This window comes from Archangium gephyra (genome assembly GCF_042230915.1).
GTDB classification, from domain to species: Bacteria; Myxococcota; Myxococcia; order Myxococcales; family Myxococcaceae; genus Archangium; species Archangium gephyra_B.
Window position 1 is genome coordinate 3,145,878 of sequence record NZ_CP102578.1, and the last position, 15,058, is coordinate 3,160,935.

General features: G+C 70.2%; 12 protein-coding genes and 1 tRNA gene. 8 read left to right on the plus strand and 5 right to left on the minus strand.

All coding sequences use genetic code 11. From position 1 onward, the window contains the following. Positions 1-9: 9 nt before the first annotated feature. The 3 genes from NR798_RS12610 to NR798_RS12620 all read left to right on the plus strand — a co-directional run bounded on the left by NR798_RS12610 (position 10) and on the right by NR798_RS12620 (position 4,155). Entirely contained in the window at positions 10-1,005 is a 996-nt protein-coding gene (locus NR798_RS12610) for a Rieske 2Fe-2S domain-containing protein (protein ID WP_375771711.1), read from the plus strand. 139 nt (positions 1,006-1,144) lie between these two features. Further along, on the plus strand, positions 1,145-3,052 hold the full coding sequence (locus tag NR798_RS12615; protein ID WP_375771712.1) for a hypothetical protein: 1,908 nt from the start codon (positions 1,145-1,147) through the stop codon (positions 3,050-3,052). 20 nt (positions 3,053-3,072) lie between these two features. Continuing rightward, the gene (locus NR798_RS12620; protein WP_375771713.1) at positions 3,073-4,155 is read left to right on the plus strand and encodes a hypothetical protein; all 1,083 of its coding nucleotides are present in this window, start codon (positions 3,073-3,075) and stop codon (positions 4,153-4,155) included. Here NR798_RS12620 and NR798_RS12625 read toward each other — a convergent pair. After that, on the minus strand, positions 4,136-5,422 hold the full coding sequence (locus tag NR798_RS12625) for a TldD/PmbA family protein (RefSeq protein WP_375771714.1): 1,287 nt from the start codon (positions 5,420-5,422) through the stop codon (positions 4,136-4,138). The two genes, NR798_RS12620 and NR798_RS12625, sit on opposite strands and share 20 nt — an antisense overlap. A gap of 162 nt (positions 5,423-5,584) precedes the next feature. Here NR798_RS12625 and NR798_RS12630 point away from each other — a divergent pair, with 162 nt between their 5' ends. Beyond that, a complete protein-coding gene (locus tag NR798_RS12630; RefSeq protein WP_375771715.1) occupies positions 5,585-6,931 on the plus strand; it encodes a metallopeptidase TldD-related protein in 1,347 nt (448 codons plus the stop codon). Positions 6,932-6,944: 13 nt separating this feature from the next. Here the strand turns inward: NR798_RS12630 and NR798_RS12635 are convergent, their stop codons facing one another. Both NR798_RS12635 and NR798_RS12640 read right to left on the minus strand, forming a co-directional pair. Next, entirely contained in the window at positions 6,945-8,318 is a 1,374-nt protein-coding gene (locus NR798_RS12635; protein ID WP_375771716.1) for a cupin-like domain-containing protein, read from the minus strand. Between the two features lie 78 nt (positions 8,319-8,396). Further along, positions 8,397-9,785 (minus strand): MATE family efflux transporter, encoded by a 1,389-nt coding sequence (locus NR798_RS12640; RefSeq protein WP_375771717.1) that lies wholly within the window; start codon positions 9,783-9,785, stop codon positions 8,397-8,399. 88 nt (positions 9,786-9,873) lie between these two features. Here NR798_RS12640 and NR798_RS12645 point away from each other — a divergent pair, with 88 nt between their 5' ends. Both NR798_RS12645 and NR798_RS12650 read left to right on the plus strand, forming a co-directional pair. After that, the gene (locus NR798_RS12645; RefSeq protein ID WP_375771718.1) at positions 9,874-11,469 is read left to right on the plus strand and encodes an MBL fold metallo-hydrolase; all 1,596 of its coding nucleotides are present in this window, start codon (positions 9,874-9,876) and stop codon (positions 11,467-11,469) included. Further along, positions 11,466-12,233 (plus strand): 2OG-Fe(II) oxygenase, encoded by a 768-nt coding sequence (locus NR798_RS12650; RefSeq protein ID WP_375771719.1) that lies wholly within the window; start codon positions 11,466-11,468, stop codon positions 12,231-12,233. Before NR798_RS12645 ends, NR798_RS12650 begins: the two co-directional genes overlap by 4 nt. Before the next feature lie 30 nt (positions 12,234-12,263). On the opposite strand, the gene NR798_RS12655 is transcribed toward NR798_RS12650, so the two are convergent. After that, positions 12,264-12,722: an Imm26 family immunity protein gene (locus tag NR798_RS12655; protein ID WP_375771720.1), complete on the minus strand. Its 459-nt coding sequence runs from the start codon at positions 12,720-12,722 to the stop codon at positions 12,264-12,266. A 100-nt stretch (positions 12,723-12,822) separates the two neighbouring features. Between NR798_RS12655 and NR798_RS12660 the strand changes: the two genes are divergently transcribed. Next, positions 12,823-13,614 carry a hypothetical protein gene (locus NR798_RS12660; protein ID WP_375771721.1) on the plus strand — a complete coding sequence of 264 codons (792 nt, stop codon included), beginning with the start codon at positions 12,823-12,825 and terminating at the stop codon, positions 13,612-13,614. Between the two features lie 179 nt (positions 13,615-13,793). After that, positions 13,794-14,891 carry a hypothetical protein gene (locus NR798_RS12665; protein ID WP_375771722.1) on the plus strand — a complete coding sequence of 366 codons (1,098 nt, stop codon included), beginning with the start codon at positions 13,794-13,796 and terminating at the stop codon, positions 14,889-14,891. A gap of 70 nt (positions 14,892-14,961) precedes the next feature. Here NR798_RS12665 and NR798_RS12670 read toward each other — a convergent pair. Beyond that, positions 14,962-15,034 (minus strand) — tRNA-Asn (locus NR798_RS12670). Positions 15,035-15,058: the final 24 nt, after the last annotated feature.

Below are 15,058 nucleotides of genomic sequence, written 5' to 3' on the forward strand. Positions count from 1 at the left end.
ATCACGGCCGTGCGCTCCTACGAAGAAGCCTTCTCCCCGTATTGGCACCCGGTGGCCTTCGCGCACGAGCTGAAGGAGCGCCCCCTGGCCGCCCGGCTGCTGGGCCGGGAGCTCGTCGTGTGGCGCACGGGCGCTGGCGTGGCCGTGACGCAGCGCTACTGCGCGCACCGCGGCGCGGACCTGTGTGCTGGAGAGGTCTCCGGCGAGGGCCTGCGCTGTGCCTTCCACGGCTGGACGTACGGGCGGGACGGACGGTGTGTCCGCATCCCCTCGCAGCCCGGCGCGCCCATTCCGCCCTCCGCCGCGTTGGCGTCGTTCCACGCCACCGAGCGCTACGGCCTCGTCTGGGTGTGCCTGGCCCCGGAGCCCGCCGCCCCGCTGCCGGAGTGGCCGGAGCTGGAGGACGGCAGCTGCGCCACCGTGCCGTTGCCGCGCCTGGACTGGGACGTGTCCGCGGGCCGCATGGTGGAGATCGTCCTGGACGTCGCGCACCTGTCCTGGGTGCACGAGGGCACGTTCGGCAACCCGGAGCAGCAGGAGGTCCTCCCCTACGAGGTGGAGCGCCTGCCCCAGGGCCTGCGGGCGCAGATCGTCTACCCCGCGCTCGCGCCCCCCATGGGAGCGGCCCCGCCCAAGGTGGACAAGACCACGCTCACCTACGAGGTCTCCTTCCCCTTCGCCGCGCGCCTGCACTTCAAGCCCACGCTCTTCTTCAAGCACACGGTGTATGCGGTAGCCTCGCCCTGGTCCGAGGAGAAGATGCAGTGCTTCTACTTCGCCTCGTACCACCCGAACCTGCGGATGTTCCCGGACATCTTCGTGAAGAGCGAGCTGGCCATCCTTGAGCAGGACCGCCTCGTCGGTGAGGGGCAGCGCCCCAAGGCCCACCCGGTGGACTTCTCCGGGGAGGCGCACGTGAGGGCGGACCGCTTGAACCTGGAATACCGCCGGGGCGTGATCGCGATCCGCACTGGCCGTCCCATCGATGCCCCCACCCCCGGGTGAACCTCGGGGGTCTGCCTGTCCAGGCTGGAGCCCCTCCCTGGACTTTCCGGAATGCCGCTCGGTAGAGTAAGCCGATCGCGCACATGTCTCCCCCCCCGCCCGCGGTCTCCGCGGTGCGCGCAGGCCTCGTGTCTCCCCCATGAAATCGTCTCAGGCGCTCGTTCTTCTGTCCTTCGTGGTGCTCTCCTCGGGCTGCGACGTCTTCCAGACCACCGATGCCGAGGGGACGCGTGGCCGTGGCGCGAAGGCCTTCGATCCCTACTCGAGCTCCGCCTCCGGGGCCATCTCGCTCTCGCTGCTGTCCTTCAACGGGTGCGCCATCCTGCCCAACGGCGAGCCGGTCACGAAGGGCTCGCTCACGCTGCCGGGCTACCCGGACACCTGCCCGCGGCTCAACAGCGGCATCCCCACGATGCCGGAGGAGGCTCCCTCGTTCGAGGAGGAGGAGCCCACGGCGCGGCTCACGGTCACCCCGGGCTCGCTCTACTTCCTGCGCGAGTTCACCATGATGGACGCGGTGCTCAACAGGCACACGGCCTTCGAGGACCGCAAGACGCCGGCCACGTGGATCCGCAAGCAGTCGCGCTTCAAGAGCCTGGACTGGAGCGGGATGACGGTGGGCCGTGACGATTGGAAGCCCATGGGCGAGGAGGTCTTCCAGCGCGAGACGTTCTTCGAGAACGCCGCGTGGATGATGTCCGACGACGACACCCTCAAGCTCGAGGTGCTCGACGCCGAGGGCATCGTCCGCGCCACGGAGACGTACAGCCGCAGGGACTTCCTGGCCGAGAACAGCACCACCGGCCGCACCCGCGTGAGCTGGACCATCTACAACCTGAGCCGTCCGCTCTTCCCTGGGGATCCGGTGATGCACCCGGCTGGCGACCCCTTCTACCACACGGGCGTGAAGGTCTCGTTCGCCAACTCCACCAACCCCTTCAAGTCCTTCCGCATGCCGCAGCTCACCGGTGAGGGCGTCATCCGCGTCACCTGGAGCCTGATGGAGAAGGAGCCCTTCCATTTCCCGGTGACGTTCGTGCCGGAGCAGGACCGGACGGCCACCTGCTACAAGCTGGGCGCGGACGGGCTGGCCACCGAGGAGCGCGTGCCCTGCGGCTTCGGCCTCACCCAGAAGGCGCTCATCAACACGCCGCGCAACGGCAAGTACTACATGCCGGGCGAGGCGCTGGACTTCATCGTGTCGCTCCAGGACGGGGAAGGCCACGGCCTGCACTCGCGCGACCTGCTGCCCTCCTTCAGCGACTTCCGCAACGAGACGTCCAACGGCATCGCCTACTTCAACGAGTGGATGCTGCTGACGTACCGCGACTCGAGCAGCTCCGAGTCCGGCTTCAAGGTGGTGGGCCCGCTGCAGGAGCTGACGACGTCCTTCGGCACCTACCAGACGCCCTTCTTCGCCTACCCGCAGCTGAGCGAGCCCAAGTTCTACGTGGACCCCGGCATGTCCGACGTGGTGCCCGGGTACGCGGAGGCCGGCCAGCCCACGCGCTACAACGTCCCGCTCCCGGCGGACGCCAAGCCGGGCACCTACGCCCTGCTGCTCAAGGGGCACCGCTCCTTCATGGGCGAGCGCCTCAACCGCCTGGAGCCCATCTTCTTCCAGGTGGGCCAGGAGCAGCCGACGACCTATCCGGGCAACGTGGGCAACTGCCAGATCTGCCACAACGGCGTGAACTCGCTGGTCAACCTGCACCACGGCATGTCCGTGGACCACGTGGAGTCGTGCAAGGGCTGCCACTACGAGGCGGGCGTGGGCCACACCTCCGACATGGTGCACCGCATCCACATCGGCTCGCGCAAGTACAAGCAGAACAAGGGTGACTGCACCGTGTGCCACCTCACGCGCCAGAGCGCCGTGCGCGCCAGCCTGGTGTCCTGCCAGGGCTGCCACGTGGACATCCACGGCAGCGAGTTCTTCGATCTGAAGTTCGAGTCGATGCAGAACACGCCCAACGGTTACGGCAACTGCGCCAACGCGTGCCACACGGTGGCTCCGCCGTCCGAGCACATCCTTCCCTCGCACTGATGAGAGCCCCGAGAACCGCCATGAGGACTTCGTCCATCGTCCGCAGCGTTCTGCTTGCCACCGCCCTGACGGGTTGCTCCCTGGAGGGGGCGGCCCCCACGGCCCCAGACGCGGGCAGCGGCCCGTACACGGATCTGCCGGAGCGGCAGTTCACGGTGTCGGGCGTCGTCTACGATCCGGAGGTCTTCTTCCTCTCGCTGGCGACCTTCCCGGCGGAGGATCCGGATGATGCGCCGCCGCCCGCGCTCTTCGCGGGGATTCCCTACCTGACGCGCTCGGCGGCCATCGGGGCCAGCGTGAGCATCATGAATGGCCAGGCCTCGGCCTCGGCCAGCGCGCCCTCGGCGGGCAACGGCACCTGGCAGGTGCGCGGTGTGCCGGCCGGTGAGATTCCCTACGTGCTCCGGGCCGTGCCTCCGGCGGAGGGGCTGGTGATGGGGGCTCCGGACATCTTCCCCCCGGAGATCTTCGGGCCCATCCCCGAGGCGAAGTACCACCCGACCACCACGCTCAACCCGGTGATGGCGCCCGGGAGCGTCTGCCATGCGCAGGTGGCCGCCGTGGTGGGCGAGGCCGGTGCGCTCAGCGCGGTGGCGCAGCTCATGACGGACATGGGCACGCCGACGACGCCCGCGGATCTGCTCGACCCCAGCAAGACGGGGGGCGTGGCGCTCGTCTGGGTGTACTCGCCCAGCCCCGCCTTCAACTTCTTCGACATCCCCGCGCCCGGCATCGCGGCGGAGACGGACAAGGGCACCCTCTACGCCATTGACTGGGCGCCGCCGGAGCTCGGCATCCCCGGCCAGTCGCCCCTGGGCTACATGGCCATTCCCGACTCCGTGGGCCCCATGGGCTACTTCGCGCTCGTGCTGCCCCCGGGCTCGAGCGGGCCGGTGACGCTGCGCTTCAACGACACCGTGACCACCCCCGAGGGCGAGGATCCGGGTCCGTCCGGCCCGCGTCCGTTTCTCATCCCTCCCTTCGTCACGGAGGTTCCCTCGGGCGTGTCCTTCGCCCGGCTGCATGCCATGGGCGAGGCGCCGCCGGAGGATCCGCTCGCGGACCCAGTCCCGCCGCCGGACTTCAGCTGGATGTGCCTGTAGGCTGGAGCTGAAGCCGCTGGAAGCGCACGGCCGGCTGTCCGAATGAGACGGGCAGCGGGCCGTGGTCCAGCTTGCGGCAGCCGCGCGTGGCGAAGAGGTTCTGGAAGTCCGCGCCCACGGCGTCGATGGCCGCCAGCGCCTCCAGGCCGTTGCCGCTGAGGATGCCCGGCGACACCATGCGTCCCGGGCGGCCCTCGCGGATCTCCTGCGCCTCGACGATGTAGAAGCTGAAGTCCCCCGACAGCAGGTTCATGTGGCGGGGCGTCAGGTGGCGCACCAGCAGCCCGTGGGGGATGCCGGCCATCAGGCCCTCCAGGTCGCCGAGGTGCGGCTCGACGCGGGTGTGCGCCATGCGCGGCAGGGCGGGGTGTTTGAAGCTCACGCGCCGGCCATGCCCGTTGGGGGCGAGGCCCAGTGTCTTCGCGCTGCGCAGGTCCAGCAGCGGCGTGCCGACGACGCCCGCGTGGAGCAGGGGCACCGGCCGCGCGGCCTGGCCCTCGTCGTCCCAGGCATAGCCGAGTGCGCCGCGGCCGTCGGTCGGGTCATCGGTGACGGAGACGAAGGGCTCGGCGACACGCTGCCCGAGGCGGCGGGCCAGGTACGAGCCGCCGCGCGCGACGACGTCCCCCTCCAGCGGGTGCCCGCACACCTCGTGGAAGAAGCAGGCCGAGGCCGCTCCGGGAGGGAACACCACGGGCAGCGCGCCGGTGGGACACGGCACGGCGGGGGTGCACTCCTGGAGCTGGCGCACCAGTTGGAGGACGAGGGCCTCGAGCTCCGGCAGGGCCGCGCGCATCCGTGCTCCGTCCGGGTACGCGGCACAGCGCCACAGCTCGGCCGTCCCTCCCGCGGTGGCGCCGAATACCTTCACCTCCAGGAGGGCATGGTGCCGCCGGTCCGCCACCAGGCCGGAGGCGTTGGCGACGAGCGTGCGCTGGTCCACCTCGCGCAGCAGCACGTCCAGGTGCGCCGCGCCCGCGGCCTGCGCCGTGTCCACCAGCCGCCGCACCACCTCCTGCAGCCCGGTGTCGTTGGGAGGGGAGGGCTCGGGCTCGAGCAGCTCTCGCGCCGGGGCCAGCACGTCCGCGGGCAGCGCACCGGACGGCAGCGGGCCACCGGCCACTTCCGTCCATACCTGCTCGAGGCCGCCGGGCACCTCCCAGCGCACGGCGTGGCCGCGCTCGCAGACGGGCGCCTGCACGCGCAGCCCCGAGCGTTGGTGGACGACCTCGGTGACCTCGCGCCGCTCGACGAACCAGTCCCGCAAGACGATGTGCCTCCCGTCCCCGCTTCTTAGCATCCGCGCTCCCTCGTGCGGCAGGCCGGGCCGCGGGTCCGCCTCGAAGCCAGGCGCTCCGGGTGGTGCATGGGATGGGGCATGATGGGCGCCGGCGGGGTTTGAGCCCGGAGAGCGAGACGGAGAGCGAGGATGTCGGTGACCTCCAGTGAGGAGCGCGGCACGAGCGGCCCGGAGGTGTGCGCGGGGAGGGAACTGCGTGCGCTGGCTGAAGCGGCTCGGGTGGAGCTGGACGCCTTCCGGCGGGGGCAGGGGAGTGGCGAGGCAGAGCTGTTCCTCACCGCGGAGCGTCGGCTGACGCTGGAGTACGAGGCCGCCACGGGGGCCTCCACCCTCAGTGGGGGCGAGTCCTTGTCGGCGGCGGCGCGGGTGTGGAGGGAGGAGCGCGTGGGCCACGCGGTGCTTCCCCTGGGAGGGCCCGAGACGCTCGGCCAGGTGCTGGAGGCCGCCGCGCGCAGGGTGTCGGCGGGCCCGCGTGCCCCATTGCCCACCCCCCTGGCGGCCGGGCCGGCGGACGCCGTGCTCCCGGAGCTTTCGCCCTCCCGGATGCGGGAGCGGGCGGAGCGGCTCGTGCGTGAAGTGCTTCCCCCCGGCTTCGTGGTCCAGGCGGCCGTGCTCGCGCAGCACGCGGCGTGGTCCGCGCTCGTGCGTGGAGAGGGGGGCGGGCTCATGGGCGTCACCTCGCGGGAGGAGGCCTTCGTGCGCTGTGAGACGTCGCGCGGCGCCATCGTCGATGCCGTGGCCGCCCCGCTGGGTGGAGCGTGGGACCTGGAGGCCCTCCGGGCGCGGCTCGTGGATGCCGTGGAGGCGCTGGAGGGGCCGGTAGAGGCGGCGGACCCGGGCCTGCCCGTGGTGCTGCGGCCCGCCGTCGCGGCCCCGCTCGTCGCGGCGCTGGCGTGGATGCTGCGGGGGGACGTGGTGGCCGCGACGCCCGCCCTCGCGCGCGCGGTGGGCAAGAAGCTCTTCCCGGGGGTGTTGAGCGTGGAGGACGAGCCGCTCCACCCGTCGAGCACGCAGCGGCGCTGCTTCGATGACGAGGGGACGCCCACGCGCCGGCTGCGGCTCATCGACGAGGGCCGGCTGCAGGACTTCCTCCACTCGGCGGCGACGGCGGCGCAGCTCGGGGTGGGGGCGAATGGCCGGGGGCTGCGGGGCGGGGGCTCGCCTCCAGGGCCCGCGCCGGTGTGCCTCTTCGTCGTGCCACGCGGGGACGCGCTCCCCGCGCACTACACGGAGCTGGTGGCGCGCATCGAGACGTTCACCACCATGCCGCGTCCCGGGGTGGTGGACCTGGTGGCGGGAGGCTGGGAGGTGCGCGAGGGCCGCCGCATGCGCCGGGTGGCCCCGGTGAACCTGTCGCTGCCCGTGCTGGAGACGTTCCGCTCGCTGCGGGGCACCGGGGCGGACCTGGCCTTCTTCCCCACCGCCGAGGGGGGTGGCACCCCCACGCTCGTGTTCCCCCCGCTGCGCTGGAGCTGAGGCCCCGCGGGGCTCAGCGGCGGCGGGACGAGGGCGGCTCGCAGCGCTCCACGCCGCGCCAGCGCACGAGCTCGTCGAGCAGCAGGCGCAGGGCGTTCCGGCTGAACCCCCGCCCCGTCATCCGGTGGAAGAAGGCCTGCTCGAGCTGCTCCACCTGTTGCGGCTTGCCGCCGTTGAGCGTCTCCAGGAGCTGCTCGAGGCGGCGGTGCGCCGTGGGAGCCGGGGCGAGCGCCTGGGCGTGGCCGTTGGCGGACACGAGCAGCCCTCCTCCGGGCAGCGGGACACTGACGATGGGGCGCCGGGCGGTGGCGCGGATCCACTCCTGGGGTTGCAGGGGGGCCTCGCGGGCCACGGGCGCGGCGCCCTCCAGGGTGCCGCCGGTGAGGAAACGGACCCACTCGGTGGTGCGCTCGCGCTCCAGGGCGGTCATCTCCTGGCGGCGGGACTGACGCCGCAGGGCGGTCCGCAGCGCGGCCGGCATCCGCCAGCCCTTGCCGGCGGGCATCTCGTTGGGGCGCACGCTCTCGGGCCACTCTCCCGGGGGCGCCATGCTGATGAACTCCGGCGGAGTCACCGCCAGCCCGAGCGAGGCACTGACGGACAGCCCCTGCGTCGGCTCGGCGCGGTGCCAGTGGGAGACGGGCCAGTACATCAAATCCCCGGCCCGGCCCTCGAGCACGGTGGCCTGGGCGAGCACCCGCTCCTCATCGGCCTTGTCGCGCAGGGTGATGATGCCGTTGCGCTGGCGCAGGCCCGGATCCCGGGGCAGCTCCTCCCGCTGGGAGAGCGCCTCGAAGGGCCACAGGCTGAGCCGCTTCGTCCCCTCGACGACGAAGTAGAAGATGTGCAGGTCGTCCTTGTGGATGCCGAAGGGCGTGTAGCGGTAGTTGCCGAAGAAGACGGCCGAGTCGCTCGAGCGCAGCGGCATGCTGGACGACTCGTGGACGCTCGCCAGGAAGCCGTGCAGCTGCTGCCAGTGGCGCCAGTGCTGGGTCTGCGTACGGTTGAGCACGAGGCCGAAGCGCTTGCCGCCGAGCACGCGGGTGATGCGCTCCACGTACGCATGCGCGTCGCGGTCCTCGCGCGAGGGCAGGTGGGCTTGCGAGGGGGCGAAGAGTATCGAGTAGTAGGGCAGGCCGTTGGGGCCGTCCTCGTGCTCGATGAAGAAGCGGATGCCCCGGTGCGGAGGCAGCTCCCCCTTGAGGGTGCGCTCGGTGGCCTCCACGAGCGCCTCGAAGATGTCCTGGAGGGACGGGCCCTGGCCGCCGAACAGCCCCTGGAAGAGCACGGGCTCGCGGTCCCAGTGCTTGCGGGTGAAGTCCTTCCAGAAGGAGCGCGGGAGGGCCAGGGAGGGAGCGCCTGGGGAAGCGGGGGCGGGGGCGATCATGGTGGCGGCCTCGAGACGGTGTGCGTCGGGTCTTCGCGGAGAGAGACGGCAGGTTAGCACCGGCGCCAGGGCGCCCGGCTACACCTGGGCCTGCAGCGGTTGGAGCGGGGCCGCGGTCAGGCGCGTGAAGCGCCAGACGAGGCAGGCCGCGATGGCGGTGAGTCCGGCGCACACGCCCCACCAGAGGCCCTGCAGGCCATGGTTCAGTCCGAAGCCCAGGAACAGGCCCACGGGCAGGCCGACGAGGTAGTGCCCCGCCAGGTTGGCCACGAAGGTGAAGCGGGTCTCGCCCAGGCCTCGCAGCACGCCGCCGCCCACCGCCATCACCCCATCCGAGAGCTGGAAGGCGGCCATCACCATCAGCAGCGGGACCAGCAGGGGCACCACCTCGGCGGGCGCGCCGATCAGCCTCGCCAGCGCGTGGGGGAAGAACATGAACACCAGCCCGCTGCAGCCCATGAAGAGCGCTCCGGAGACGAACGCCACCCCTCCGCGCAGCTTCGTCAGGGGGAGATCGCCCGCGCCCACCGCCAGGCCCACCCGCACGCTGCCCGCGTTGCTGATGCCCATGGTGACCGCGAAGGTGATGATGCTGAAGGAGACGGCGAGCTGGTGCGCGCCGAGGCTCTCCGGCCCCAGTTGGCGCGCCAGGACGGAGACGATGGCCAGGAAGCTCTCGTCCGCGATGATGTGCAGCCCGATGGGGAGCCCCAGGCCGAGGATCTGCAGGAGGATCCGCCGATCCGGAAGCCGCGAGGGCTTCTCCCCTGACACGGGAATGCGGCGGACGGCCCACAGGACGATGGCACATTGGAGCGCGCAGCACAGGGTGGTGGCCAGGGCCGCGCCCTTGACGCCCATGGCCGGCACCGCGCGCAGGGGTCCGAAGAAGGCGGGCAGCCCCGCGCCTCCGAAGACGAACAGGATGTCCGCCATCAGGTTGAGGAGGTTGGCGAGCACCGTGGACACCACCAGCACGTGGGGGCGGCCCAGGGCCTGGAGGTAGGTGTGCGTGTTGATGAAGAGCAGCATCAGCGGCAGGGACGGGGCCTGCCAGAGGATGTAGTCCTGGACCTCGGGCAGCTCCACGAAGTCCACCCCGAGGCGCGGCAGCAGCAGGACGCTCCCGGTGATGGCGAGCGAGAGCAGGGTGCCGGCCACCACGGCCACGTAATTGCCCTGCCACAGGTAGGCCCGGGCGCGCGAGGGATTGCCGGCGCCCAGGGACTGGGACACCAGCGGATCCGCCCCGAGGACGAGTCCCGCGCCGAAGCCCGTCGTCAGGATGAGGAGCGCCACGGACAGGGCGCCGGCGGACAGCGAGGTGGTGCCCGCGCGCGCGAGGACGGCGGTGTCCACGAACCCCATCAACGACCGGCCCAGCTGCGCGATGGCGATGGGGAGCGCGAGCTTCCACAGTTCGCGGAACTCCTCACGGCGGGTCGGGACGGCGGGCGGGGGGCTCATGGCGGGGGAAGGCTATCCCAGGGGCCGCCCGGGAAGCGATCCGGGCCCAGGTTGACAGGCTTGTCCCTTTCCAAGAGAAAGGTCGGCCATGGACGCGCGCACGCCTGTCTTCCTCGCACCTGACGTGATGATGGAACCGCTGGTCAACCAGTGGTTCGCGGTGCACACGCTCGTACCGCCGGTGTCGGCGGCCATGATGGTGGTGAACAAGCAGCTGCGCATCATGAAGTCCTTCGTGGACTACCCGCAGGGGCACGTGCAGGCCCTGAAGATGCCGGGGATGGCGGGGGGCTCCTTCCTCGACGTGGACCCCAGCCGCGTGCCCGAGGTGCGCGAGCTGCTGGAGCGCACGCAGCGGGAGAACCCCGAGTTCATCGAGTTCGACGGGGCGGTGCGCGCGCTGGAGAAGATGCTCGCCCAGGAGACCTCGGGCGAGGGCCTGGAGCGGCTCTACCCGCTGCTGCCCGAGGCGCTGCGCGGCTACGTCGAGCTCAAGTACGACATGCAGCACCGGCCGTCCTTCCGCTTCTTCGAGCAGCTGCTCTACCGCGGCCGCTTCTACAAGGAGCGCTGCCAGAGCGTGATGCTGACGCGGGGCGGCACGGACGCGCGGCCCTTCGCCTACAGCACGCCGCGGCTCGCTGGGGAAGGCCGGGTCTTCCTGCCGTTGCCCTTCCGCCACGAGGCGCTCTCCGCGCTCGCGCGGATGAGGGAGCACGCCGCGCCGCTGGGGGAGATCCAGGAGCGCCTGGGCGTGACGGCCGGGCAGGAGGCCACCTTCCAGTCGTTCTTCACCGAGCAGGCCCCTGTGCGGGCCGGGCGCTTCGCGGGCCCGGGGGTGCGCGTGCGCTACTTCGGCCACGCCTGCCTGCTCATCGAGTCCCGCGACGTCAGTGTGCTGGTGGACCCGAGCATTTCCTACCAGTACCCCACGGAGCTGCCGCGCTTCACGTTCGCGGATCTGCCCGAGCACATCGACTACGTGCTCATCACGCACGGGCATGGGGATCACATCAACCTGGAGACGCTGCTGCAGCTGCGCCACAAGGTGGGCACCGTCGTGGTGCCGCGCAGCAGCAGCGGCATGGCGGACCTGTCGTTGAAGCTGCTGCTGCGGGCGATCGGCTTCCCGCGGGTGCGAGACCTGGACGAGCTGGAGAGCATCGAGCTGCCAGGAGGGAGCATCCTCGGGCTTCCCTTCCTGGGCGAGCACGCGGACCTGGATGTGCGCGCCAAGCTCATCTACCGCGTGGAGCTGGAGGGCCGCACGGTGCTGGCGGCCTCCGACACCAACTGCCTGGAGCCGCGGGTGTACGAGTACCTCCGCGAGGACGTGGGCTCGCCGGACGCGCTCTTCCTGAGCATGGAGAGCGAGGGCGCGCCGATGAGCTGGGGCTACGGCCACATGTTCACCAGCCCGCTGCCGCGCAAGATGGATCAGGCGCGCCGGCTCAATGGGGCCAACTTCGCCCGGGCCGCGCCGCTGGTGGAGCTGCTCGCGCCCAAGCGCGTGTACAACTACTCCATGGGGCTCGAGCCGTGGCTGAGCCATGTCATGGGCCTGGCCTACACGGCCACGTCGCCGCAGATCCTCGAGTCCGACAAGTTCATCGCGTACTGCCGGGAGCGGGGCATCCACGCCGAGCGCCCCTTCGCGCGCCTGGAGCTGACGCTGGCGCCATGAGGACTCCCGGCGTCGCGACCCTCGAAGAAGGTTCGTTGCTGGGCCCGAGCTTCTTCCTGTCCCGGACGGCGCTCCGCGCGCTCGCGCTGGCCCATCGAGACAGTTACGGCGTCGCGCAGCCCTATCCGCACGTCGTCATCGATGGCTTCCTGGGAGAGCGGCTCGCGTCCGGACTGGCGGAGGTCTTCCCGGGCGCGACCGGGGCTGACTGGAAGCGGAGGGATCATCAGGAACAGGCGGCGCGCCTGGGACAGCTGCAGCGCAAGGCCTTCGAGGGGGTGCACGGAGCGCTCCGGCACCTGCTCTCGGAGTTCTCGAGCATGTCGTTCCTCGACTTCCTGGAGACGCTCACGGGAGTGCAGGGGCTCATCGCGGATCCGCATTTCCGGGGCGCCGGGCTGCACCTCACGCTGCGTGGAGGCCATCTGGCGCTTCACGCGGACTTCAACCGGGATCGCTTCCGTGCGCTCTCGCGGCGGCTCACCGTCCTCTACTACCTGAACCCCGGCTGGGAGCCCGCCTGGGGCGGCGACCTCGAGCTGTGGAATGCCGACCTCACCCGGTGCGAGACACGAATCGCTCCGCTGCTCGATCGGCTGGTGGTGATGGCGCATGGCGACACCTACTGGCACGGCCACCCAGCCCCGCTGGAGTGTCCCGAGGGGCGGGGCCGGGCCGCGGTCGCGGCCTACTTCTACACGGCGGAAGCCTCTCCGGACGCGCCGGAGGCCCACAGCGCCATCTGGGCCCCCACGCGTTCGTAGTCCGCACCGCCAGTTCCGGGGCGGCCCGGGTCACTGCAGACGTACCTTCAGGTGCTCTTCATCGGCGTTGGGCCGTCCCAGGAAGACATCCAGCAGGCGTTGCTCGACGGAGTCCCGTTCCCAGACCGCCGCCCGCTCCAGACCCACACATTCCTTGGGCGTGGCGGCTCGTTCATGGCCAGCGGTGTCGAAGATGGTGCAACGCTGGAAGTCTCCGAGGTCCTGCATGAATTGAACGACGGGCTGGGTCAGTTGCTCCTCGAGTGCCCTCCGCCCGATGACTTCCCACTCATCCAGGGCCAGATGGCGCACGGCAATCCTGAAGAGGATGGGGCTTGAGGCGATCCTGTCCAGATCAGAGTCAGGACTCGTGGTTCTGTAGTTGTAGAAGGCGGCATACGGTGACTCGAGCAGCCGCGCATAGCCGAAGGAGCCATCGGCGAGGGCAATCCTGATGAACGATCCTGCCGTGTGCTTCTTCCTGCGCATCGCTCAAGCCCCGGTGTAGGGATGGAGTTGGCCCCATTATAATGTGGTAACTGGAACCAGCAGAATCCATTCGCATTCAAAGACAACTCTTCAGGAGCCCATGGACCTCGAGCGCTACCGTTCATTCACTGAGCAATTGCGAGCCCGGTTGGAATCCGATGCGCGCGTGCTGGGACTGGTCGCGGTGGGCTCGATGGCCGAGCTCGGGCGTACGCCAGACGCGTGGTCGGACCATGACTTCTTCGTGATCACGGTCGCGGGAGTACAGGAGTCGTTCCGCCAGGACCTGGGCTGGTTGCCCGAGGGCGAGCGCATCGTGCTGAAGGTGCGCGAGACGGCGCATGGGCTCAAGGTGCTCTATGACGATGGCCACCTGCTGGAGTTCGCGATCTTCGACGAAGCCGAGCTGCACCTGGCGAGAGTGAACGACTATCGCGTGCTGCTCGACCGCGCGCACGTGGAGGCCGATCTGCGGCACCTGCGCACGAAGTCCGCCGCCGAGGTCGCCTCCTTCGACGTGGAACGCTCTTTCGCGCTCTTCCTGTCGGCGCTGCTGGTCGGGGCGGGACGTACCGCGCGCGGCGAGGTGCTCAGTGGATCGTCCTTCATCAAGCAGCATGCACTGGGGGAGCTGCTGCGAGTCCTGGCGCACTGTCTGCCCATGGGGAGCCAGACCCAGCTCGACAACCTCGATCCGTTCCGCCGCTTCGAACGGGCGTTTCCGGAGCAGGGGCGGACGCTCCACCAGGTGTTGTTGCAGGAGCCTGGCCTGTGTGCCCGGCAACTCCTCTCTTTCGCGGACGAGCAGCTCGCGCACCGGATGGAGCGTTATCCCGCCCGGGCGGTGCAAGTCTTGAGGAACCATTTGGAGCAATGGGCCCGGCCGGCCTGATGCCGGGTTCGCAAGGCCGCGCGAAGTCCAAACACCTGGGCAACGCGTGTGCCCACGGAGCGCACGTGCACGGCGCGCGGGCTGAGTGCATCAGCGTGGGGCGTGATTTGTAGTTGCCTGCGAGAGCGCACTACGGTGGGATGCTTCGTCACTCCCCTGTCTCTTTTACACAGGTGCTTATGTTCAGGCGTCCCGTCCGCCGTCTCCCGTCCGTGCTGCTGGCCACGGTTGGCGTGGTGTTGCTCGCGCCCATGCTGCTCCAGGCAAACGCCGCCTACGCCAGCGGGCTGGCAGAGCGCCCGACCTCCGAGCGCGAAATCGAGCGCACCGCCAACCGGGATGAGAGGGAGCCCTCCGTGCAGCGGGCGCCGGCGCTGGCATCGGCGGCGGAAAACAAGGCGTCCAGGCAAGCGACGCAGATGATGGTCATGCTCATCGTCTTGGGGACGGTCGTTCTGGTGATCCTGTCGGTGCCCGTGGGGTTCATCGTGTGGTACCGGAGGCGGAGCAGGCGTCTTACGAGTCAGTGGGAGGCGATGGGCGCGGAGCTCGGCCCGGTGTTGCTCCAGAAGCGGCTCTCCAAGGGCACCCGGGTCATCTACTGGATCTTCGGCGTGTTCTGTCTCTACGTGGGAATCGGTGCGGGCATCGCCGGCTTCTCGGAGGCCTGGTTCGTGGGGCTCGCGTCGGTTGCGGTTCCGTGGGCGTTTGGCATCTACATCCTCCACCGGGCGACCAACACCATCCTGGTGCACAAGTACGGGGTGGTGGGGCGCTCGCTGCTGGGTCTGCGCAAGCTGCTCCACTCGGAAATCTCCCGCCTCACGTATGTGGCGATCCGGCACTACCGCGATGACACCTACGCCGGGACGGAGCTGCTCATCCGCTTCACGCCCGAGGTTGGAAAACCCATCACGTACGCTCAGTACTCCAGGGAAAACGACCAGGAGATGGATGCGCTGCGCGACCATATCGCCTGGCAGATCGCGGAGCCGCTGCTCGAGCGCGTGCGGCGTGGCCAGCAGGTGTCCTGGGGGGCCTTCGACGCCGTCTTCACCCGCGACGCCCTGCGCGTGGGGGACCGGACCGTGCCCTACTCGGCGGGCCTGCGCTCCCGGATCGAACAGGGGATCTTCAGCTTGTATGTCTCAGGCGAGAACAACCCCATCCTGACGATGGGGTGCGACGCGGAGAACTTCTATCCCGGCCTGATGATGCTCGGGACGCTGCTCGAGGGCGCCAAGGCGGCCCGGCGGGAGCCAAGCGTGGCGAGCTGACCTGCGCCCGCGGGCAGGGGAGGGCAGAAAGAAAAAGGGCGCCAGACTCGCGTCTGACGCCCTTCTTGTGCTCCCCGACGAGGACTCGAACCTCGGACCTAGTGATTAACAGTCACCCGCTCTACCGGCTGAGCTATCGGGGAATATGTCCGCTGCGCGTTGGCCGG